At 66.8% G+C, this 19,801-nt stretch carries 20 protein-coding genes; 13 read left to right on the top strand and 7 right to left on the bottom strand.

Features of this window, described 5'->3' with window-relative positions:
* Positions 1–7: 7 nt before the first annotated feature.
* The gene (locus tag BN13_RS04375) at positions 8–1,057 is read right to left on the bottom strand and encodes an IS30 family transposase (RefSeq protein WP_235433932.1); all 1,050 of its coding nucleotides are present in this window, start codon (positions 1,055–1,057) and stop codon (positions 8–10) included.
* Between the two features lie 108 nt (positions 1,058–1,165).
* Between BN13_RS04375 and BN13_RS18540 the strand changes: the two genes are divergently transcribed.
* The 3 genes from BN13_RS18540 (at position 1,166) to ileS (ending at position 5,876) form a co-directional block, all read left to right on the top strand.
* Positions 1,166–1,327 (top strand): TolB-like translocation protein, encoded by a 162-nt coding sequence (locus tag BN13_RS18540; protein ID WP_201329043.1) that lies wholly within the window; start codon positions 1,166–1,168, stop codon positions 1,325–1,327.
* A gap of 507 nt (positions 1,328–1,834) precedes the next feature.
* Positions 1,835–2,188: a TolB-like translocation protein gene (locus BN13_RS20160; protein ID WP_048544753.1), complete on the top strand. Its 354-nt coding sequence runs from the start codon at positions 1,835–1,837 to the stop codon at positions 2,186–2,188.
* A 340-nt stretch (positions 2,189–2,528) separates the two neighbouring features.
* Complete coding sequence (gene ileS, locus BN13_RS04365) at positions 2,529–5,876, top strand: isoleucine--tRNA ligase (protein ID WP_048544751.1); 3,348 nt, start codon at positions 2,529–2,531, stop codon at positions 5,874–5,876.
* An 84-nt stretch (positions 5,877–5,960) separates the two neighbouring features.
* Here ileS and BN13_RS04360 read toward each other — a convergent pair whose 3' ends face one another.
* A complete protein-coding gene (locus tag BN13_RS04360) occupies positions 5,961–6,686 on the bottom strand; it encodes a hypothetical protein (RefSeq protein ID WP_157038428.1) in 726 nt (241 codons plus the stop codon).
* 170 nt (positions 6,687–6,856) lie between these two features.
* On the opposite strand from BN13_RS04360, the gene BN13_RS04355 reads away from it, so the two are divergent.
* From BN13_RS04355 to ndk, 4 genes are read left to right on the top strand one after another with little or no spacing between them, the layout of a single operon-like run.
* The gene (locus tag BN13_RS04355; RefSeq protein ID WP_048544747.1) at positions 6,857–7,165 is read left to right on the top strand and encodes a putative quinol monooxygenase; all 309 of its coding nucleotides are present in this window, start codon (positions 6,857–6,859) and stop codon (positions 7,163–7,165) included.
* A 56-nt stretch (positions 7,166–7,221) separates the two neighbouring features.
* Complete coding sequence (locus BN13_RS04350) at positions 7,222–8,610, top strand: bifunctional folylpolyglutamate synthase/dihydrofolate synthase (RefSeq protein WP_048544745.1); 1,389 nt, start codon at positions 7,222–7,224, stop codon at positions 8,608–8,610.
* Positions 8,610–8,969 (top strand): DUF4233 domain-containing protein, encoded by a 360-nt coding sequence (locus tag BN13_RS04345; protein ID WP_048544743.1) that lies wholly within the window; start codon positions 8,610–8,612, stop codon positions 8,967–8,969. The genes BN13_RS04350 and BN13_RS04345 overlap by 1 nt, the downstream gene beginning before the upstream one ends.
* A gap of 5 nt (positions 8,970–8,974) precedes the next feature.
* Complete coding sequence (gene ndk, locus BN13_RS04340) at positions 8,975–9,397, top strand: nucleoside-diphosphate kinase (protein ID WP_048544742.1); 423 nt, start codon at positions 8,975–8,977, stop codon at positions 9,395–9,397.
* A gap of 144 nt (positions 9,398–9,541) precedes the next feature.
* On the opposite strand, the gene BN13_RS04335 is transcribed toward ndk, so the two are convergent.
* A complete protein-coding gene (locus tag BN13_RS04335; RefSeq protein WP_048544739.1) occupies positions 9,542–10,042 on the bottom strand; it encodes a MarR family winged helix-turn-helix transcriptional regulator in 501 nt (166 codons plus the stop codon).
* A 67-nt stretch (positions 10,043–10,109) separates the two neighbouring features.
* On the opposite strand from BN13_RS04335, the gene BN13_RS04330 reads away from it, so the two are divergent.
* Positions 10,110–11,381 (top strand): MFS transporter, encoded by a 1,272-nt coding sequence (locus BN13_RS04330; protein WP_048544738.1) that lies wholly within the window; start codon positions 10,110–10,112, stop codon positions 11,379–11,381.
* On the opposite strand, the gene BN13_RS04325 is transcribed toward BN13_RS04330, so the two are convergent.
* Together BN13_RS04325 and BN13_RS04320 are read right to left on the bottom strand one after the other, a co-directional pair.
* On the bottom strand, positions 11,348–11,557 hold the full coding sequence (locus BN13_RS04325; RefSeq protein WP_048544737.1) for a YbdD/YjiX family protein: 210 nt from the start codon (positions 11,555–11,557) through the stop codon (positions 11,348–11,350). The two genes, BN13_RS04330 and BN13_RS04325, sit on opposite strands and share 34 nt — an antisense overlap.
* Positions 11,554–13,830: a carbon starvation CstA family protein gene (locus BN13_RS04320; RefSeq protein ID WP_048544734.1), complete on the bottom strand. Its 2,277-nt coding sequence runs from the start codon at positions 13,828–13,830 to the stop codon at positions 11,554–11,556. Before BN13_RS04320 ends, BN13_RS04325 begins: the two co-directional genes overlap by 4 nt.
* Before the next feature lie 132 nt (positions 13,831–13,962).
* Between BN13_RS04320 and lpdA the strand changes: the two genes are divergently transcribed.
* The 3 genes from lpdA to BN13_RS20565 all read left to right on the top strand — a co-directional run bounded on the left by lpdA (position 13,963) and on the right by BN13_RS20565 (position 16,838).
* Entirely contained in the window at positions 13,963–15,360 is a 1,398-nt protein-coding gene (gene lpdA, locus BN13_RS04315) for a dihydrolipoyl dehydrogenase (RefSeq protein ID WP_048544732.1), read from the top strand.
* Between the two features lie 39 nt (positions 15,361–15,399).
* The gene (locus BN13_RS04310) at positions 15,400–16,014 is read left to right on the top strand and encodes a hypothetical protein (RefSeq protein ID WP_048544730.1); all 615 of its coding nucleotides are present in this window, start codon (positions 15,400–15,402) and stop codon (positions 16,012–16,014) included.
* A 392-nt stretch (positions 16,015–16,406) separates the two neighbouring features.
* Positions 16,407–16,838, top strand: a complete 432-nt coding sequence (locus tag BN13_RS20565) for a hypothetical protein (protein WP_048544728.1) — start codon at positions 16,407–16,409, stop codon at positions 16,836–16,838.
* Positions 16,839–16,942: 104 nt separating this feature from the next.
* Here the strand turns inward: BN13_RS20565 and BN13_RS04300 are convergent, their stop codons facing one another.
* On the bottom strand, positions 16,943–17,848 hold the full coding sequence (locus BN13_RS04300) for a DUF6281 family protein (RefSeq protein ID WP_048544726.1): 906 nt from the start codon (positions 17,846–17,848) through the stop codon (positions 16,943–16,945).
* Complete coding sequence (locus BN13_RS04295; protein WP_048544724.1) at positions 17,845–18,354, bottom strand: sigma-70 family RNA polymerase sigma factor; 510 nt, start codon at positions 18,352–18,354, stop codon at positions 17,845–17,847. Before BN13_RS04295 ends, BN13_RS04300 begins: the two co-directional genes overlap by 4 nt.
* 113 nt (positions 18,355–18,467) lie before the next feature.
* On the opposite strand from BN13_RS04295, the gene BN13_RS04290 reads away from it, so the two are divergent.
* The gene (locus BN13_RS04290) at positions 18,468–18,911 is read left to right on the top strand and encodes an acyl-CoA thioesterase (protein WP_048544722.1); all 444 of its coding nucleotides are present in this window, start codon (positions 18,468–18,470) and stop codon (positions 18,909–18,911) included.
* 283 nt (positions 18,912–19,194) lie between these two features.
* Positions 19,195–19,776 carry an acyltransferase family protein gene (locus BN13_RS04285; protein ID WP_157038427.1) on the top strand — a complete coding sequence of 194 codons (582 nt, stop codon included), beginning with the start codon at positions 19,195–19,197 and terminating at the stop codon, positions 19,774–19,776.
* Positions 19,777–19,801: the final 25 nt, after the last annotated feature.

Genomic DNA, 19,801 nt, shown 5'->3' with positions numbered 1-19,801 from the left:
GGCGGTGTCAAGGCGTCGTAGCAACGTGGGGTTGGCCGAGGAGGAGTCGTTCGAAGGATTCGCGGGGGGTGAGGTAGCCCAGGACGGCTCGGGGGCGTTCGTTGAGTTCTTCGGCGATGGAGTTCAGGTAGGGCTGATGGGCGGGGATGTTCTCGCCCTTGGGGATGTACTCACGGATCAGGCCGTTGGTGTTCTCGTTGCTGGGACGCTGCCAGGGGCTGTGTGGATCGGCGAAGTACACCGGCAGGTCGGTGGCGACGGTCAGCGCGGCGTGGCGGGCCATCTCGCTGCCTTGATCCCAAGTCAGCGAGGCGCGCATCATTTCGGGTAGGGCGTTGACGTGCTCGATCAGGACCTCGGCCAGGTCGTCGCTGGACTTGCCGTGATGCAGGGCCACGATCACGGTGTACCGGGACATCCGCTCGACCATGGTGGCTGCAGCGCTGGCGCCGTTCTTGCCGATGATCAGGTCGCCTTCCCAGTGCCCGGGTACCCTCCGCTCGGCGCTGCCGGGGTGTTCGTTCTCCCGGGCGGTGATGGGACGCATCCCCACGATCGGGGCCCCGCGCCTGCTCGATGAGCGGGGCTTTCGCTGGGTGCGCTTGGAGCGCAGGAAGACCCCGTGGCGGACCAGCTCGGCGCGGGGCATGGCGTAAATGAACTGGTAGATCGCCTCGTGCGAAGCCAGCAGGCCACCGGCCGGTAGGGAACCCTTCATGACCTCCACGGTGGCGTCCTCGGCCTCCAACTTCAACCGGCCGGCGATCTGACGGGGCGTGCGAGACTGCCGCAGATCGGCCAACACCCGCTGACCCAGCAGCGGATCGGCGGCCACCTTGCGCGGCTGCGGACGGGCGCGGCGCCGTTGGGCCCGCACGTCGGCGCTGACCACCCGATACCCACACGTCTTGGTGGAGTTCCGGGCAATCTCCCGGGTGATCACTGACCGATCCCGGCCCAGGTCACGCGCGATCCGCGCCGGGCTCCAGCCCGCCTTCAACCCAGCCGAAATCTCCGCCCGGTCCTTGATCGTCAACTGCCGTCTCGTGCCTGCCACCGGTCCAGCCTCCCAGCCTTCAGCCCCGATCCAGTGGAGGCTGTTGCTTGGACGCTATGACCCTGCCCTGTCTACTTTGACGAAAAGGTTCCCAACTCATCTGAGTTGGTGTGGTCCCCCGACGGAACCAAGTTCGTCATCCGCGCAGATCGCAACGGCGACGGCTACCCGGATCTCGCGATCATGAACGCCGACGGCAGCAATGTGAAGCTCCTCAAAGCGGGCTCCGCGACGGTGAAGGTCACGCCCCGGTCCTGGTCGACGCGCTGACCGTACATTTGGAATACCAATGGGCTCCACGGCGAGCCGGCCTAGAGCGGAGACCTGTGAGAGCTGGGCTTCATTGGTATTTCAATTGTCCGCCTCCGGGCATGGCGCCATCCTTCGAGCCGTCACTAACCCGCCAAGCTAGACAATCGGCTGCTAGTTTCACCGTGGCCCGCGGGACGGTCGTGACCTGTAGGTGATGAAGTCGGACGGAACCGGGCTGAAACGGCTCACCAACACCCCCCCAAGCGGGACGAGTCCCGCGCCACGTGGTCGCCCGACGGCAAGAGACTGGCCATCCAACGCGGATACATCAACGACACGGAGCGCGGCGGTATCGCCCTGATGGATGCGACGCCAGGAGCCAAACAAACTCTAATTCGTCGAAATCCTCGCTACGTTGATGGGTATAACGTCCGATTTAGTGGGCTAGACTGGTCCCCTAAGGGTGACCAGCTCGCGGTCACGGAGTGGGAAATATACGACCATTCTTACCCATCCCTCAGGCTCATGAGCCTGACCGGCAAACTGGGTCCGGTTCTCGCCTATGGATACGACGCTGAGTGGAATCCCGCAGCCACGTGGATTTCGTCGACCGGATACAACTACGAGGACGGGGACTGGCCAATGAAAGTCAACGTGACGTCTGGGCGCATCATCTCGTTCAGGCACAACGTCGACTATGGCTATGGCTATGGCTTGGTTTGGTCTCCGGGCGGGACTAGATTCGTTCTGTCAGCCGATGTCAACGGGGATTTCGTCCGGGACCTGGTGATCATGAACGTCGACGGCAGCAATCCCAAGCTTGTCAAGGCCGGCACATCCGAGAAGGAGATGACGCCACTATCCTGGTCGCCACGCTGAGCGGGGCCCGAGCTTCTTCCGGCCAACTCGCCTCGCCGCGCGAAGAGGCGGGGCGAGCAGGCATACGCGGCAGGTAAACTCGCCACCACAGGCGTTCGAGCCGTCATCAGCGGCGAGCCTCCGGAAGAACGGCGGGAGACCGCTCATTAGACCCGGACGGGAGTGGCCCGTCACAGCCGGCACGAGCGGTCGTATGCCGCGCGCCCACCCGGGCGGGCGCCATACGGCAAGCGAGGTGGTACCGCGGTGGCGGCCCGAACCCGGGCCGGTGTCGTCCTCGTGTTGACGAGGAGACCCGGTCCCCACGAGGGGCCGGCCGAGCACGGAGCACCGCATACCGATGGCCTATCCGAAGGCAAGCAGCACCGGCAGCACCGCCGTCCCGTCCAGCCCGCGCTTCCCCGCGATCGAGGAAGCGGTGCTGAAATATTGGGACGCCGACGGCACCTTCAAGGCATCCATCGACAATCGCCCGGCCGGCGAAAATGGCGACAACGAGTTCATCTTCTATGACGGGCCGCCCTTCGCCAACGGCCTGCCGCACTACGGCCACCTGCTGACCGGCTATGTCAAGGATGTCGTCCCGCGCTACCAGACCATGCGCGGCAAACGCGTCGAGCGCCGCTTCGGCTGGGACACCCACGGCCTGCCCGCCGAGCTCGAGGCGATGAGCCAACTCGGGATCAAGACCAAGGAGGAGATCCTGGAGATCGGCATCGAGGCCTTCAACGCCAAGTGCCGCGAGTCGGTCATGAAGTACACGACCGAGTGGCGCGACTATGTCACCCGTCAGGCGCGATGGGTCGACTTCGACAATGACTACAAGACGCTGAACCCGACCTTCATGGAGTCGGTCCTCTGGGCCTTCAAGTCGCTCTATGACAAGGGCTTGGTCTACGAAGGCTTCCGCATCCTGCCCTACTGCTGGAACGACCAGACGCCGCTGTCCAACCACGAGTTGCGGATGGATGACGAGGTTTACAAGATTCGCAAGGACCCTGCGGTCACCGTCGGCTACCGACTCCAAACCGGGCCGTATGCCGGTGCACTCGCCCTGATCTGGACCACGACTCCGTGGACCCTCCCGTCCAATATGGGCATCGCGGTCGGCCCCGATGTCGACTATGTCTTCGTCGAGTCCGAGGCGACCGGCAAGACCGAGCGCTACTTGCTCGCGCAGGCGCGGGTCGCGGCATACGCCCATGATCTGTGGCCCGGCAAGGATGAGGCGGCGGTCGCCACCCGCAAGGACCCGAGCGCGCGAATCGTGGGTCGGCTCAAGGGCTCTGAGCTGGTCGGCTCGACCTACCAGCCGCCCTTCCCCTATTACGAGGGCTACGCGAACGCCCACCAGGTCATCGCGGCCGACTTCGTCACGACCGAGGACGGCACCGGAATCGTCCACATGTCGCCCGGCTTCGGTGAGGACGACAAGGCGGCCCTGGATCGGGTCGGCGTCGAGACCGTCGTGCCCGTCGGCCCCGACGGGGCCTTCATCTTCCCGGTCACCGACTATCAGGGCCTGCATGTTTTCGACGCCAACCCGGTCATCACCGAGCACCTCAAGGCGCGCACCTTCCTCGATGGCGCAGGCGCCGAAAACGCTGGGGGAGAGGCCGATCCGGGCCCGGTGACCGAGGGCACGGTGCTGCTGCGCCGCGAGACTTACGAGCACTCCTACCCGCATTGCTGGCGCTGCAAGCAGCCGCTGCTCTATATGGCGGTCTCGTCCTGGTTCGTCGAGGTGACGAAGTTCAAGGACCGGATGCTGGAGCTGAACCAGGAGATCTCCTGGACGCCCGACAACGTCAAGGACGGCCAGTTCGGCAAGTGGTTGGAGAACGCCCGTGACTGGTCGATCAGCCGAAATCGTTTCTGGGGCAGCCCCATTCCTGTCTGGCGCTCCGATAACCCTCAGTACCCACGCCTCGACGTCTATGGCTCCTTCGCCGAGTTGGAGGCCGACTTCGGCGTCCTGCCGCGCAACGAGAAGGGCGAGCCGGACCTGCACCGGCCCTTCATCGACGAGTTGACCCGGCCCAATCCCGACGACCCCACGGGCGCCTCGACGATGCGCCGTGTCGAGGATGTCCTCGATGTCTGGTTCGACTCCGGCTCCATGAGTTTCGCTCAGGTGCACTATCCGTTCGACAACGCCGAATGGTTCGAGCACCACTTCCCGGGCGACTTCATCGTCGAATACATCGGCCAGACCCGCGGCTGGTTCTACACCCTGCACATCCTCGCGACGGCGCTCTTCGACCGGCCGGCCTTCCAGTCCTGCGTCAGCCACGGCATCGTGCTCGGCGACGACGGCCAGAAGATGAGCAAGTCACTGCGCAACTACCCCGACGTCTCCGAGGTCTTCGACCGCGACGGCGCCGACGCGATGCGCTGGTTCCTCATGGCCAGCCCGATCCTGCGCGGCGGCAACCTCATCGTCACCGAAGAGGGCATCCGCGCCGCGGTCCGTCAGGCGATGATCCCGCTGTGGAATGCGTGGTACTTCTTCGCGCTCTACGCCGGTGCCGCGGGGTATGACGCGCAGTGGCGCACCGACTCCACGGACGGCCTTGACCGCTACATCCTCGCCAAGCTGCGGGAGTATGTCGGGGACTCTCAGGCCGCCCAGGACGCCTACGACATCCCGCGCGCCTGCGAGCTGACCCGCGGCTTCCTCGACGTGCTCTCCAATTGGTACATCCGCCGTTCCCGGGACCGCTTCTGGGCCGCGGACGGGCAGGTGGACCAGTCGAGCAAGGACGCCTTCGACACGCTTTACACCGTCCTTGAGGTCGTATGCCGCGTGGCCGCCCCCCTCATGCCGCTCGTCACCGAGGAGGTATGGCGCGGGCTCACCGGCGAGCGCTCCGTGCACCTGGCGGACTGGCCGAATGCCGAGCACCTGCCGGCCGATCACACGCTGGTCGCCGCAATGGACCGCATCCAGGCGATCTGCTCCGTCGGCTCATCGCTGCGCAAGGCCGAGAAGCTGCGCACCCGACTTCCGCTGTCGACGCTCACCGTCGTCAGCGCGGATGCCCCTGCGCTGCAACCCTTCTCGGCGATCGTGGCCGACGAACTCAATGTCAAGACGGTCGACATCCGCGATCTCGCGGACGCGCACGAGTCCGACTTCGGCATCAGCCAGAAGCTCAACATCAACGCCCGGGCCGCCGGCCCGCGCCTCGGCAAGGACGTCCAGCTCGCGATCAAGGGCAGCAAGTCCGGCGACTGGTCGGTAGCGTCGGATGGCACCGTCACGGCGGGTGGACTCGCTCTGGTCGACGGCGAATACACCCTCGAAACCATCGTCGACACCGAGGGTGGCGGATCCGTCGCGACCGGCCTGCTGCCCGGTGGCGGCTTCGTCGTCCTCGACACTGACGTCTCGGTGGAGCAGGAACTCGAAGGTGCCGCACGCGACCTGATCCGCGAAGTGCAAAAGGCTCGCCGTGAGGCCGGGCTCGACGTCTCCGACCGGATCGCCCTGACCGTCGCCGGCTCGGAATTCGTGGTGCGATCGGTCTCGGCACACCAGGACCTCATCGTCGGGGAGACGTTGGCGACCTACCTCCACAACGCCGACGGCATCGACGACCTCGCCCGCGACGAGCAAGGGGTGACTGAGGTCATCATCGGGGAGCGGTACCCCGTGCGGATCAAGGTCGCCCGCTGGCAGGCCTGACCACCTAAACAATCGCCGGGTTCGGCCACGAGGAACGTGGCCGAACCCGGCGATTCACCTGCGTGGCAAATCGTCGCCGCGAGGTCAGCCCAGACCCGAGCACTGTCCGGCCAGCGCGCCACCCGCGGTGTTGCCGGAGCCCACCGGAGCGATGACATTGCCCAGGCAGTTGCCGTTGCCGCCGATCGTGTTGTCCTGGATCTGCAGTTGCTTGGCCACGACATTGCTGTGAACCAGCAGGTTGCCCCGCATCACGTTATTGCGGAGTCGAATGGCGTTGCTGTGATTGCCAATCGCTTGAATGTTGTTGCCGACGCGATTGTCGAAGACGCCGATCGATTTGTGATTGTTGTGCAGGATGATGTTGTTGCGCACCGTCATCTGGCAGATGGCGATGGGACCGAAGTTGTTCTGGAGGTTGATATTTCCGCCCGCGACCGGGTCGACCTTGCACCCGGCCACGCCGATGGTGATCGGCCCCGCCGTGCGCGTGAAGTGGATCTGTCCCCAGACATTCGTGTCGAGGATCTCTACGCGGGCAGCGAGTTTGCCCATGGTGTTGCCCTTGATGTCGGCGCCCTTGGTGAGCAGGGTCGAGCCGATGCCGACCTTGACATTGCCCTTTACGGTGGCACCGTCGAGCGTGCACGTAGCACCCGCCGGCACGTCGATTGCCGGATACGTGCCCGTCATGGTGGTCGTGCACACCACCGGGACGGCCGCCTGGCTCGGTGCCGCTCCGGCGACCGATGCCCCCGCCACCGCCAGCGCGGCACTGGCCACGAGGGCGCTTCTGCGTAGAACCTTCATCTTTTCCCCGTTCCCAATGTCGACACGTCGTTGTGCCTGACTTCCCAATCGTACGCGGGGTAGCCACCGGTGGCTCGGCTAATGACGAGATTGCCTTGTCAATATTTTCGACGCGGTTACTAACCGAGAGTAACAAGTTTCTATCCCCGCTCAACACATAGGCTTGGCCCATGACTGACGCGGATGGCCCCGTAGCCCTGATTGCCGAATTCACCACCACGCCGGAGAACCGCGCCGAGGTCGCGGGCCTGATCGCGGCATACGGGGATGTCGTCCGTGCCGAGCCCGGCAACCGCGCCTTCGATGTTTATACCCACGTCGCCGAGCCCACGAAGTTCTGGGTGCACGAGATCTATGCCGACCAGGCCGCCTTCGAGGCGCACATCGGCAACCCCGCTGGCGAGGACTTCAACGGCAAGCTGGTGCCGCTGATCAACGAGCCGGAGTCGGTGCTGACCTTTCTCACGCCCGTCACCTGACCCTTCCTCGACCGTATGGCGCGTGGGCACCTCCCACGGGCTGAGAGACTGGGGCGGTGAGTCCCGCCACCGACGCTGCCCAGCGTGACGCTGCCCACCGCCTGGCCCTCCGCAAGCGCATGCGCGAGGTCGAAGAGGCCATTCTGGCCCGCGCTCCGGAGCACAAGCTGCAACCCGACCTGAGCCGGATCACGGCCGTCATGGACCTGCTCGGCAACCCACAGCGGTCGTTCCCAGCCATTCACATCACTGGCACCAACGGCAAGACCACGACCACGCGCCTCGTCGGGGGGCTGCTCTCGGCATACGGGCTGAATGTCGGACGCTTCACCTCCCCGCACCTGCACAACATTCGGGAACGCATCTCCATCGGTGGCGAGCCGATCTCGGAAGAGCGGTTCGTCGCGGCATACGACGAGGTTTTGCCGTTCATCGAAATGACCGACGCCCGGTCGCTCGGCGAGGGCGGTCCACGGATGACCTACTTCGAGGTCATCGTCGCGGTGGCGTATGCCGCGTTCGCCGACGCACCCGTCGACGTCGCCGTCATCGAGGTGGGCATGGGCGGCAGTTGGGATGCGACGAATGTGATCGACGCGCCGGTTGCCGTCGTGGCCCCGGTCGCGATGGATCACCGCCACTTTCTTGGCGACACCCTCGAACTCATCGCGACCGAGAAGGCCGGGATCATCAAGGCCGACGCGGTCGCGATCGTGGGGGTGCAGGAGCCCGAGGTGGCCGAGATTCTGATTGACCGCGCCCAAGCAGTGGGGGCACGGATTGCCTTCGAGGGCAACGACTTCGGGATCATGGCCCGCGACGTGGCCGTCGGCGGACAGCAGATTTCCCTACGCGGCATTGCCGGGGACTACAACGACCTCTTCCTCAATCTGCACGGCGCCCACCAGGCGCACAATGCGGCGATGGCGATCGCGGCAACCGAGGCGTTCCTCGGCGGTGGCGAGACCCCCCTGCGCCACGAGCTCGTCCAGGAGGCGTTCGCCGAAGCCACTTCCCCGGGACGACTGGAGATCGTGCGCCGCTCGCCGACCGTCCTGGTCGACGCGGCGCACAACCCAGCCGGCGCCGCTGCCCTGGCGACCGCACTGAACGAGGAGTTCAATTTCGCCCGGCTCATCGGCGTTGTCGCGATCCTGGCCGACAAGGACGCCACGGAAATGCTCGAACTGCTCGAACCCGTGCTCGATGAGATCGTCGTGACCCGGTCGACGTCCGGGCGAGCCCTGAATCCGACCGAACTCGGCACCCTTGCCGCCGAGATCTTCGGTGACCATCGCGTGCACGTCGTCGCCGATCTGCCGTCAGCGCTCGATCGAGCCGCCGAGCTTGCCGATGGGGGCGGTGTGGCGGGCGGCGTCATCGCCACTGGTTCGGTGACGACGGCCGCTGACGTGCGAATGTTGCTGGGCGCGAAGGATATTTGATGCTGGGGAAGTTCACGTGGCGGATGCTGGCGACCGTGCTGGCCGGCGAAGGAATCTGCGTCCTCCTCGGCGCGACCCTTGCGCGCTCGGTCGCCGCGGCCAATGACAGCAGCACGACCGGCCTCCAACTGACGGGTGGGATCGTCCTGGGCTTGCTGTGCTTTGTCGCGGCCGGTGGTATGCGGCGTGGCTGGGGCCTGCCCCTCGGCTGGGTCGTGCAAGTACTCGTCCTGCTCAGCGCCCTGGTCGTCCCGATGATGCTCGGCGTCGCGCTCATCTTCGGTGCCATGTGGATCGTGTGCCTGCGCAAGGGTCGGCAGATCGATGTCGAGCAGGCCCGTCGGGCATCGCTAGGCTGAGCGCCGTGACGGAACGTTCGCTGGTCCTCGTTAAGCCCGACGGTTTTGCGCGAGGTCTGACGGGGGAGGTGCTTGCGCGGATCGAACGCAAGGGCTACCGCCTCGCGGCCCTCGCCATCCTGACTCCGACGCGCGAGCAACTCGCGGCGCACTACGCCGAGCACGAGGGCAAGCCGTTCTACGAGCCGCTGGTGGCGTTCATGTCCTCCGGCCCGGTCACGGCGATCGTGATCGAGGGGGAGCGCTGCATCGAAGGCTTCCGCTCGCTCGCCGGCGCGACCGACCCGACGAAGGCCGCCCCGGGCAGCATCCGCGGTGACTTCGGTCGCGACTGGGGGAAGCCGGTGCAGGAGAACATCGTTCACGGCTCCGACGCCCCCGAGTCCGCCGCCCGCGAGATCGGGATCTGGTTCCCCAGCCTCGGCTGACAGGCTTACCCCGAGTTCCCTGGCCGGGCCCCTGAGACACGCCCGGCCCCCCGAACTTGGGCACGCCTTACGAACTTGAGCACGCCATCCATGGCGTGCTCAAGTTCGTAAGGCGTGCTCAAGTTCGGAAGGTTGGTTGGGGGGTTAGCCCGACGCGTCCAACCCGGAGATCACCAGCTCCAGCAAGGCCGCCAGGTCGGCGCGCTGCGCCGTCGTCAGCGCCGCAAGGGTGTCGGACTCCACCACATTCGCCTCCCGCACCGCCTGAGCGAAGATGTCCCACCCCGCGTCGGTCAGGCGGACGAGCACTCGCGTGCGCTTCGTCACGTCGGGTTCACGGGTCACCAGCCCCATCGCGCACATCCGATCAAGGCGTGACGTCATCGACGAGGCTGCCAACCCGGCAGCATCGGCCAGCGCTGACGGGGTAGCCGGCGCGTCCTCCTGCTTGGCCAGATAGGCCAGCACGGACCAGTCGCCGTGCGTGATCCCGAGGTCGGCCAACTGCCGGTCGTACCACTGGTCCAGCTTCTTGGTCAGCTGATAGATGGCGGTGATGACCTGCTGGACGGACTCGTCGCCGCCGGCCGCGACATACGCCGACACCGCCTGCTGGTACTCCGCCCGCACCCCGGGGTTGCTCATCCGCCAATCATGTCAGCTATTATTTCGAGTCCGAAATATTAGAACTCGAATGTCTGTTGGTCCTGTCGTGCGTGTCCGTCTCCTGATCCTCGCCTCCGCCGTCGCCATGCTCGGCTGGGGCGCGGTGCTGCCCTACCAATATGCGTATGCCGCGCAGGCCCGCGGCTGGGGCGGGCTCGTCGCCGCCGTGGCCTCGACCCTGTTCTCCGTCGGTGCTTTGATCGCCGCCCCAGTCGGGGGGCGCCTCGCCGACCGCTTCGACCCGGTGCGCGTCGCCGTCGGCGCCAAGATCGCGGCCACCATCGCCATGGGGACCCTCATCTGGGCCGACTCACCTACGGCCTTCCTCGCCGGGATGTTCGCCTTCGGTCTCGGCGTCACCGCCGCGGGACCGGCCCAGTCGGTTCTCGTGCTGCGCTGGGTCCCCGACACCGACCGTCGTCGCGTCTTCGCCTGGCAGTTCACCGGAGCCGCGCTCGGGATGGCGATCGGCGCCTTTGCGGCCGGCTTCGTCGTCGACCTGAGCAGCGCCAACGGCCTCGACTGGGCGTTCGCCGCCGGTGCCCTCGGCTTCCTTCTCTCCGGCGGCCTGATCGCGGCCGCGGGCTGGCGCGCGCCGGTGGGCGCGGCATACGACTTGGGGGAGGACCCGACCCCGACGGTGACGGGACTCGCGGCAATCCGGGCAATTTGGGCGGTGCCCGCGTTGCGCTGGACCGCGCTCGTCACCGTCACGTTGGCGCTCGGCTTCTATGCGCAATTCGAGAGTGGGCTGCCGGCATATGCGCTCACGGACCTGCACGTCTCGGCGAAGGCCGTCGGGCTCGCCGCGGCCGTGAACTCGCTGGTCATCATCGCACTGCAGATGGTCATGATCCGCCTCACCGGCAAGCGCAGCGGTCCGACCCTGCTGATGATCGTCGGTGGCATCTGGGCCACGTCGTGGATGCTGCTCGGCTCGGCTCAGCTCGCGCCCGAATTGGCGGCGGCCATCTTCGTGACCACCTTCGGCGTCTTTGCCGTCGGCGAGACGATGTATGCCCCGATCCTCAACCCGCTCACCGCGCAGCTCGCCCCGGAGGGCCTGGTCGGCACGACCCTGGGGGTCTTCACCGCCCTCCAGACGGGCATCTCGGCAACCGGCCCGCTGCTTGCTGGTGTCCTGCTCGGAGCCGGCCTCAGTGGGGTCTTCCTCGGCCTCCACTTGCTGATCAGCCTCGCCGCCGTCGGCGCCGCCTGGCGATTGCGTATGGTGATCCGCCGCCCCGCGTCGCCCGTCACCGAAGGCGTCACGTCACCGGTTGATCAGCAACAGCGGGTCTTGGGATTGCGCTCCTGATCGGCATACTTCTCGCGCCAGAAATCCCGCTCGGCGGGGAGTGGCTCGTCGGGATGGGTGCGGGTCAGGTGCTCGCAGTAGCGCTCGTAGGCGTCCGCCCCGGTGACCCCACGGACATACCACCGCAGGGTGCGGGCCGCAGCCCGCACCCTGGAGGTGATCGTCGCGTCCGTCAATGGGGTCGCCCGACCGGGGTTGGATCGAGGCCGGCCTGAGCCCACTCGTCGAGGACCGCCTGCTCCGCCGGGGTTGCCCGGAAGCCACGCGGGGCGAAGATCTTCGACGGCACGTCCTCGGCCTCGCTAGTGGGCAAGCCGCCGGCGCGCGCCGCCTTGACCATGACAACAAGGGCGGCCACGACGACGACGATGACCAAGACCGCATAGATGATGGACAACCAGCCCTGGATCATCGTGTTGCGGATGACCTTCTCCATGTCTTCAATCGACTTAGCCGGCGCCAGGATCTTGCCCGCGTCGCGGGCGGCGACGAACTTGTCGTGGTTGGCGAAGTAGCCGATCGCGGGGACGTCGCTGAAGATCTTCTGGTAGCTCGCCGACAAGGTGACGATCAGGTCCCAGGCCAGCGGTATGCCGGGAATCCACGCCCACTTGAGCTTTCCTTGCTTCACCAGGATCGCGGTCACGACGGTCAGCGCGATGGCCGCGAGCAACTGGTTGGCGATGCCGAACAGCGGGAACAGCGTGTAGATCCCGCCGAGGGGGTCCTTGACGCCCATCAGCAGGATGGAGCCCCAGCCGGCGACAACGATCAGGGAGCAGATCCAGGCGCCGACTCGCCAGGACGGGTCCTTGAACCGGCCGAGCCCCGGGATGTTGCCGATGGCGTCGGAGAACATGAACCGCGCCACGCGGGTGCCCGCGTCGACGGTGGTCAGGATGAAGAGCGCCTCGAACATGACGGCGAAGTGATACCAGAAGGCCTTCATGCCCGAGCCGCCAAGGAAGGACATGACCTCGGACATGCCGAACGCCAAGGTCGGAGCACCGCCGGTGCGGCTGATGATCGACTTCTCGCCAACGTCGACGGCGGCCTGCTGGAGGAGCGCCGGGTCGATGTTCTGTAGGGCCGCGCCGCCGGGGCCCATCAGGCCGAGGCCGTTGACATACTCCGCAGCCGCCTCCGGCGTCCCGCCGGTCAGTGCCGCCGGGGCGTTCATCGCGAAGTAGATGTGCTGGTCGATCGAGACCGCCGCCACCAACGCCATGATCGCGACGAAGGACTCGGTCAGCATCGAGCCGTAGCCGATCATCCGGGCCTGGCTCTCCTTCTCGATCAACTTCGGCGTCGTCCCGGAAGAGATCAGCGCGTGGAATCCGGATAGCGCGCCGCAGGCGATGGTGATGAAGAGGAAGGGGAATAGCGATCCGGCGAAGGCCGGGCCGGTTCCGTCCCGGCCGAACTGGGTGAGGGCGGGCATTTGCACCGTCGGCATCGAGATGAGGATGCCGAGCGCCAGCAGCACGATCGTGCCGACCTTCATGAAGGTCGAGAGGTAGTCGCGGGGGGCTAGGAGCAGCCATACGGGCAACACAGCCGCCGCGAACCCATAAATGATCAGGAGCCACGCGAGCGTGACCTTGTCGAGAGTGAACGTCTCGGCCAGGGTGGGGCTGTTGTGGACCCAGCCGCCGGCGAGGATGGCCAGGATGAGCAGGACGACGCCGATGATGGAGATTTCGTTCACCGCACCCGGGCGCAGGTAGCGCAGGTAGACGCCCATGAAGAGCGCGATCGGGATGGTCAGCCCAACCGAGAAGACGCCCCACGGTGACTCGGCGAGTGCGCCGATGACGACGATCCCGAGCACGGCAATGATGATGATCATGATCGTCAGGACGCCGACGATGGCCGCCCAGCCGCCCACCGCGCCGAGTTCGTCCCGGGCCATCTGCCCGAGCGATCGACCGCGCCGCCGGATCGACATGTGCATGACCATGTAGTCCTGAACCGCGCCGGCGAAAACCACGCCGATGATGATCCACATCGTGCCGGGCAGGTAGCCCATCTGCGCCGCGAGAACCGGCCCGACCAGCGGCCCGGCACCGGCAATGGCCGCGAAGTGGTGGCCGACGAGGATGCGCCGGTCCGTCGGCATGAAGTCCTTGCCGTTCTCGAACTCCTCCGCCGGTGTCATGCGGGTGTCGCGCGGTTGCAACACGCGGTATTCGATCAGCCGGGCATAGAACCGGAACGCGATCACATAGGTGCAGACCGCGGCCGCGACGAACCAGACCGCATTCACGTCCTCGCCGCGAACGATCGCGATCATCGCCCAGGCGATCGCGCCCACGAGTGCGATCAGGGCGAAGATCACCTTGGCCCTGGGCGTGAGGGTCTGGGGCTCTTCCACCGCGATCGGTGGTCGTGCGGGATCGTTGCGATAAACCGTCACGCCGTCGCCGCGTTCTTCGACGTGGGCTTTCATGCTGGACCTCCCCGTCCATGTCGGGCCTCGTGGGATCGACCGTACTCCGCGGCGGCGTAAAACTCTCGTCGCACGCGTCACTCGAGTACCACAACGTCGTGCGGCCGTCATGCCTCCACTAGGGTTGGCAGCATGGCTGACTTCGACGTTGTGGTCCTTGGTGCTGGTCCGGGTGGATATGTCGCGGCGATCCGCGCCTCGCAGTTGGGCAAGAAGGTCGCCGTCGTGGAGAAGAAGTATTGGGGCGGGGTGTGCCTCAACGTCGGCTGCATCCCGAGCAAGGCGCTGATCAAGAACGCGGAGCTCGCGCATACGCTCACGCATGACAAGGCGAAGTACGGCATCGAAGGCGACGCCACGATGTCCTTCGGCCCGACGCACAAGCGGTCCCGCCAGGTCTCGGCCGGCATCGTCAAAGGCGTTCACTTCTTGATGAAGAAGAACAAGATCGAGGAGATCGACGGCTGGGGCACCCTGACCTCGCCGACGTCGATGTCGGTCGCCCTGAACGATGGCTCAACGCGCGAGGTCACCTTCGACAACCTCATCATCGCCGCGGGCGCGGTGACCCGGATGCTGCCCGGCGTCTCGGTCTCCCAGAACGTCGTGACGTATGAGGAGCAGATCCTGGACGAGAACCTCCCCGGCTCGATCATCATCGCCGGCTCGGGAGCCATCGGCGTCGAGTTCGCCTATGTCATGAAGAACTTTGGCGTCGACGTGACGATCGTGGAGTTCCTCGACCGGATGGTGCCAACCGAGGACGCCGACGTGTCCAAGGAATTGCTGAAGCACTACAAGAAGCTCGGCGTGAAGGTCCTGCTCGGCACCAAGGTCGAGTCCGTGGAGGACACGGGTTCCGGTGTGCGCGTGACGGTTTCGCCGGCGGCCGGGGGAGACCAGCAGGTCCTCGAAGCCGACAAGCTGCTCTCGGCCATCGGCTTCGCGCCGCGCACCGAGGGCTATGGCTTGGAGGCCATCGGGGTGGCGTTGACCGATCGCGGCGCCATCGCGATCGACGACTTCATGCGGACCAATGTCCCCAATGTCTATGCCATCGGCGACTGCACCGCCAAGATGATGCTCGCCCACGTGGCCGAGGCTCAGGGGGTCGTCGCGGCCGAGACCATCGCCGGCGCCGAGACGATGCCGATCGACTACACGATGATTCCGCGCGCGACCTACTGCCACCCGCAGATCGGCTCTTTCGGTCTGTCCGAGCAGCAGGCGAAGGACGCCGGCTTCGACGTTAAGACGGCGGCGTTCCCGTTCTCGGCCAACGGCAAGGCGATGGGCTTGGGCGATGCTGTCGGCTTTGTGAAGGTCGTGGCCGACGCCAAGCACAACGAGATCCTCGGTGCCCACATGATCGGCCCCGACGTCACCGAGTTGCTGCCGGTGCTCACGCTCGCGCAGAAGTGGGACCTGACGGCCGACGAGGTCGCCCGCAACGTCTTTGCGCACCCGACGCTGTCCGAGGCGGTCAAGGAGGCCGTCGAGGGTATCGCCGGCCACATGATCAACCTCTGACCTGGTGGGTCTCTCGACCCCACCGATCCTGCCGGATGCTTGGCGCGGGCCCTCGGGCGGCGCCAAGCGAATGGGCTGTGGCTAACGGTCCTGACGGGCCTCTGTGCCCTCCTGGTGGCCGGGGTGGTCGTGGCCGTGGCCCCCACGAATGTGGCCTGGCTCGGCGTGTGTGCGGCGTTGTTCGCGCTCTTGGCACTGGTATGGCCGCTCGCGGAGTCACGCGGCGAGGCCGTCACCGAGACCCGGGACGGGGGAGCCGTCACCGCCTTCACCTACCTTCGTTGGCGCGCGGTCCGGGCCTTCCTGCCTGGGGCGATTCTCATGGGCGCCGCGGCTGTCCTGTTGAGCTACGCGATCGTCCGGCGGCTGGTCGTGGGCGGGTCGCCGGACTCGACGACCACGGATGCCGCCTTCGGGATCGCGGGCGGGGTACTCATCATCGCCCTCGCCGTCGGCTATTGGATTCTGGTGGCGCGCGCTGCGGCCGCGCACCCTCGCGCTGAGCCCAGCCGGCATTCACCTGAGCGCAGTGGGTCGCGTGGTGCCGTGGCGGGACGTTTCGGACGTCGTCGCGGAGTCCCGGGTCGTGAAGCACTCGATGAGACTTCCGGACGACAGCGCGCCATCCTTCGTGATGTGGACGCAGAAAGGTGACCGCATCGCCGTCCGCAGGACAACTTTTTGCAGCACCCGTCCGTGATCCTGGGGATGCTCACGGCGTATGCCGCCCACCCCACCCTGCGCCCCAACTCGGCACCCCGCTGGCCGTCGAACGCTCCCGCGCCATGACCGCCGCCCTCGCTGACCTGCGCTCTCCCGCCGGGCACGGCCCGGGGTGACCCTCGCCCCGGGCCTCCCCTTGGAACTTCTGCTAGCAGCAGTTAGTCAACTGTGGACACCTTGCAAGCTGTCCGCAGTTGACTAACTTGTGCTGAGTTGCCCTCGGGGCCGTGGGCGGTTGAGTAATTTTGCCCTAGCGGGGCGCGGGCCACAGGGTCATAGTTGAGTGGTCCATACCGGACACCACACTGGAGGGATACACCCATATGAAGGTATCGCGAAGTCTCGCCATCACGGCCACCACAGCCGCCCTGCTGCTCGGTCCGGCCGTCGGGGCGAACGCGGCCAGCGACCCCGGCGTCGCCACCGGCGGCAAGGCCCCGGTCACCTGCACCATCTCCGCCCAGGCGCCCTACCTGTCGGGCTCCCTGATCAAGGGCTACGGCCAGACCCTTTGCGGCGCCGACGTCGCCGGCCTGCAGATCAAGGTCTTCGTCCAGAAGAAGATGTCGGGCCGGTGGGTCAACGTCGGGGTCCCGGCGCGTGGCACCTACTACGACGTCTACAAGGTATGGGGCACTGGCCAGGTCGGCTTCAGCCACGGCATCTTCCGGACCAAGGCGACCGGCAAGGTGCTGTTCTATGGCGAGTCCACGTGGCGTCCCATTCAGGCGGTCAGCGGCCCGCGCTCTGCCTGACGCACCGCCACCAAACGAGGCCCGGGGACCGTCATCCCCGGGCCTCGCCTCGTCCCCAGACCCCGCGTTGTCCCAGACCTCGCTCCGTCCGATCAGCGCAATCCTCAGCCGATCTGCTCCACCACGAACGTGTCACCGTCACAGGTGAACGTCGCCGGGACCGGAGTCTGGTTCATCATCGCGTCCTGAAGGGCCATCGGATCGCTCGGCTCCTGGCTCGCCGCGGTCATGCGGAGGTCGATGCGCACGCTGGCCAGGTCACCGATGTCGAGGCCCTGGTCCGCGGACACCTCGGCCTGCATGTCGTATGGCGGTGTGAGCCGTCCGGATGAATCCGGAGTCCCCATGCTCCCCAGGAGCGTCACCTGGCTCACCGAAGCGGACTTCGTGCACACGAACGGCTTCAGCAGCGCCTTGATTTCGGCGGGGACGGCGTCGAGGTCGGCCACCCAGATGCTGCCCTCGGTCATGATGGCCTTGTCCGGTGAGACATCCGGAATCGACTGGGCCGCAAGAGGAGTAGCCGGCTCGGGCGCACCCCCGGTGTCATTGCAGCCGGGCATGGACGCCCCTTCCGGGAGGGCCTGGCCGACGGGGAAGCGCCGAACGTCGCCGACCCCGTAATAGGTCCTCCCGCGGTAGTTCACCGCGGCCACGCAGGACATCATCCCGCCGCCGCCCGGGTCACCCGTCTGCGCGGTCACGCCCCCCTCGGCCGGGGTCGCCGCCATACTCGGGCCCTCGCCGGAACTGACGCCGCTCCCCGCGCTGGCGAACCACGCGAGTCCCGCGGCACCGACGACGGCCACGACGCTCGCCGCGATCGCCGGAACTAGCCACCGTATGCCGCGCCGCGCCGGGGGTGCGTACACGCGCCCACCCGGGATGGGCGGGACGGCGATCGGCGTCGCGGGGGGCGGCGCACCATACGCCCGAATGCCGTGGAAGGTGGGTGCCTGCGTGGCGGCGTCGTGCAGGAGCTCCCGAAGGGTCTCTTCGTCGTGGTTCATGTGTCCTCCTTCAAGAGGTGGGCGAGCGCGCCGCGACGCAGCGTGGCGAATGCCCGGTGGGCGTGGGAACGGATGGTTGCCCGAGCGCACCCGAGCATCTCGGCGATCTCCGCATCGGGGAGGTCGGCGTAGTAGCGCAGCACGATCACCGCGCGTTCGTCGGCGCTCAACGTGTCGAGCGCGGGCAGGATGACCATGCGATGCTCCACCGCATCGGTGGGACGATCGGCGATGCGACCCGTTGGATCGGGGAGCCTGGCAACGACACCCCGTTCGGTGATCGCGCGGCGCGCGGTGCTGTTGTGGGCATTGACCAGGGCACGCCGCGCATAGGCCAGGGGGTTGTCGACGCCGTCGAGTCCGCGTTCGAGCAGGGTGGCGAAGACGCTTTGGACGAGGTCCTCGGCGTCGAGGGCGCGACCGCCGGTGAGCAGGTAGGCGACGCGAAGCAGGTTCTGGCCATGCTCCCGAGCGAGGGCCTCCACTCGGGGATCGCGCACGTTCATGGGCCCACCTTCGGGGGTCGTCATGACTTTCACGGCCTATAGACGCACGACACGCGCGAACTGTTGCAGGCGGGTGATTTCGGCGCCGCGAGCGGCACGCCTACGGTTAGGTCATGGCCGAACGCGCACCGATTCCGCAGGTCGGGGACTACCCGATCGCCTGGCCGGTGCAGACCCGGTGGACCGACAACGACATGTTCGGTCACCTCAACAATGCGGTCTATTACGCGTTGTGGGACAGCGCCATCAACACCTGGCTCGCGCGCGCGACGGGGGCCGACCCGATGACGGACCCGGCGATTCCGCTCGTGGCCGAGTCCGGGTGCCGCTACCTCGGTGAACTCTCCTATCCGGCCGATCTCGTGGTCGGCATCGGCGTCGGCCGGATCGGGTCGTCGTCGGTCACCCTCCGCCTGTCCTTGTATGCCGCGGGCTCACCCCCGCAGGCGCCGGTCGCCGCCGCCGGATCCTGGGTCCATGTGTATGTCGAGCGCACCTCGCGCCGGCCCTGCGCCATCCCGGCGGCGGTCCGCGCGACCTACGCAGCGGCCCAGTGACCCCGGCCGCCCTCCAGCCCGCCGGACACCGCCCGTCGGCGCTGGCCGCGCTCACCGCCTGCGGGCGCTCGCCGCGACCTGGGTGGTCCTCTTCCATTTTCGCGGGGACCTCGAGGCGCTCCTCCCGGCGCTGAAAAGGCGGATCCCGTATGGCGCGCCGGCTACCTCGGCGTGGAACTGTTCTTCCCACTGAGCGGCTTCATCCTGGCCTACAACTACGCCGACGCGATGCGGGTCTGGTCCTGGCCCCAGCGAGTGGTTCGCCTACCTCTGGTGCCCGGTGGTGTTCGTGGTGGTCGCGCGGCTCCGCTCGTGGCGGGCGGGGCTGGCGATGGCCTTCCTCTCGTATGCCGCGATGCTCGCCATTTTCGCCGCCTTTGCCTTGCCCAATGGCAACCTCGAGCACATGTTCTATGTCCGCATCATGGGGGAGTTTCTCGGTGGGGTCGGGCTCTGCCTCGCCTGGAAGCGCGGCGGCCTGGTCCTCGGGCGGATCGCGGTGCCGCTGGCGGCGGCGACCCTCCTGGTCATCTGGCTGTACCCCGCCAGCCACTCCGGCGGCTATTGGCTGGCGCCCGCGCTCGGGGTCTTCGTCGCGGCACTCGCCACGGCGACCGGTCCGCTGGTCCGCTGGTTGTCTCGACCGATCATGCTGCGGGCCGGCGAGGCGTCCTACTGCCTGTATCTGACGCATTACCTGCTGCGTGATGTTGTTGCGGGACTAAGCGATTGGGGCCGCCAGTCATGGCTCGCGGCGATCCCGGCAACGGTCGCGATCGTGCTCGCCCTCGGGGGCGCGGCCTATGCGCTTCACCGCCTCGTCGAGGTTCCCGCCCGCAGACTGTTGCATGCCCGCGCGTCGTGACGCGAGGCTGACCCGATGGAGGCGA

Source organism: Nostocoides jenkinsii Ben 74 (assembly GCF_001046875.1).
GTDB classification, from domain to species: domain Bacteria; phylum Actinomycetota; class Actinomycetes; order Actinomycetales; family Dermatophilaceae; genus Nostocoides_A; species Nostocoides_A jenkinsii.
The sequence above is the reverse complement of the archived record's forward strand: the minus strand, read 5'-3'. Positions and strand labels throughout refer to the sequence as shown.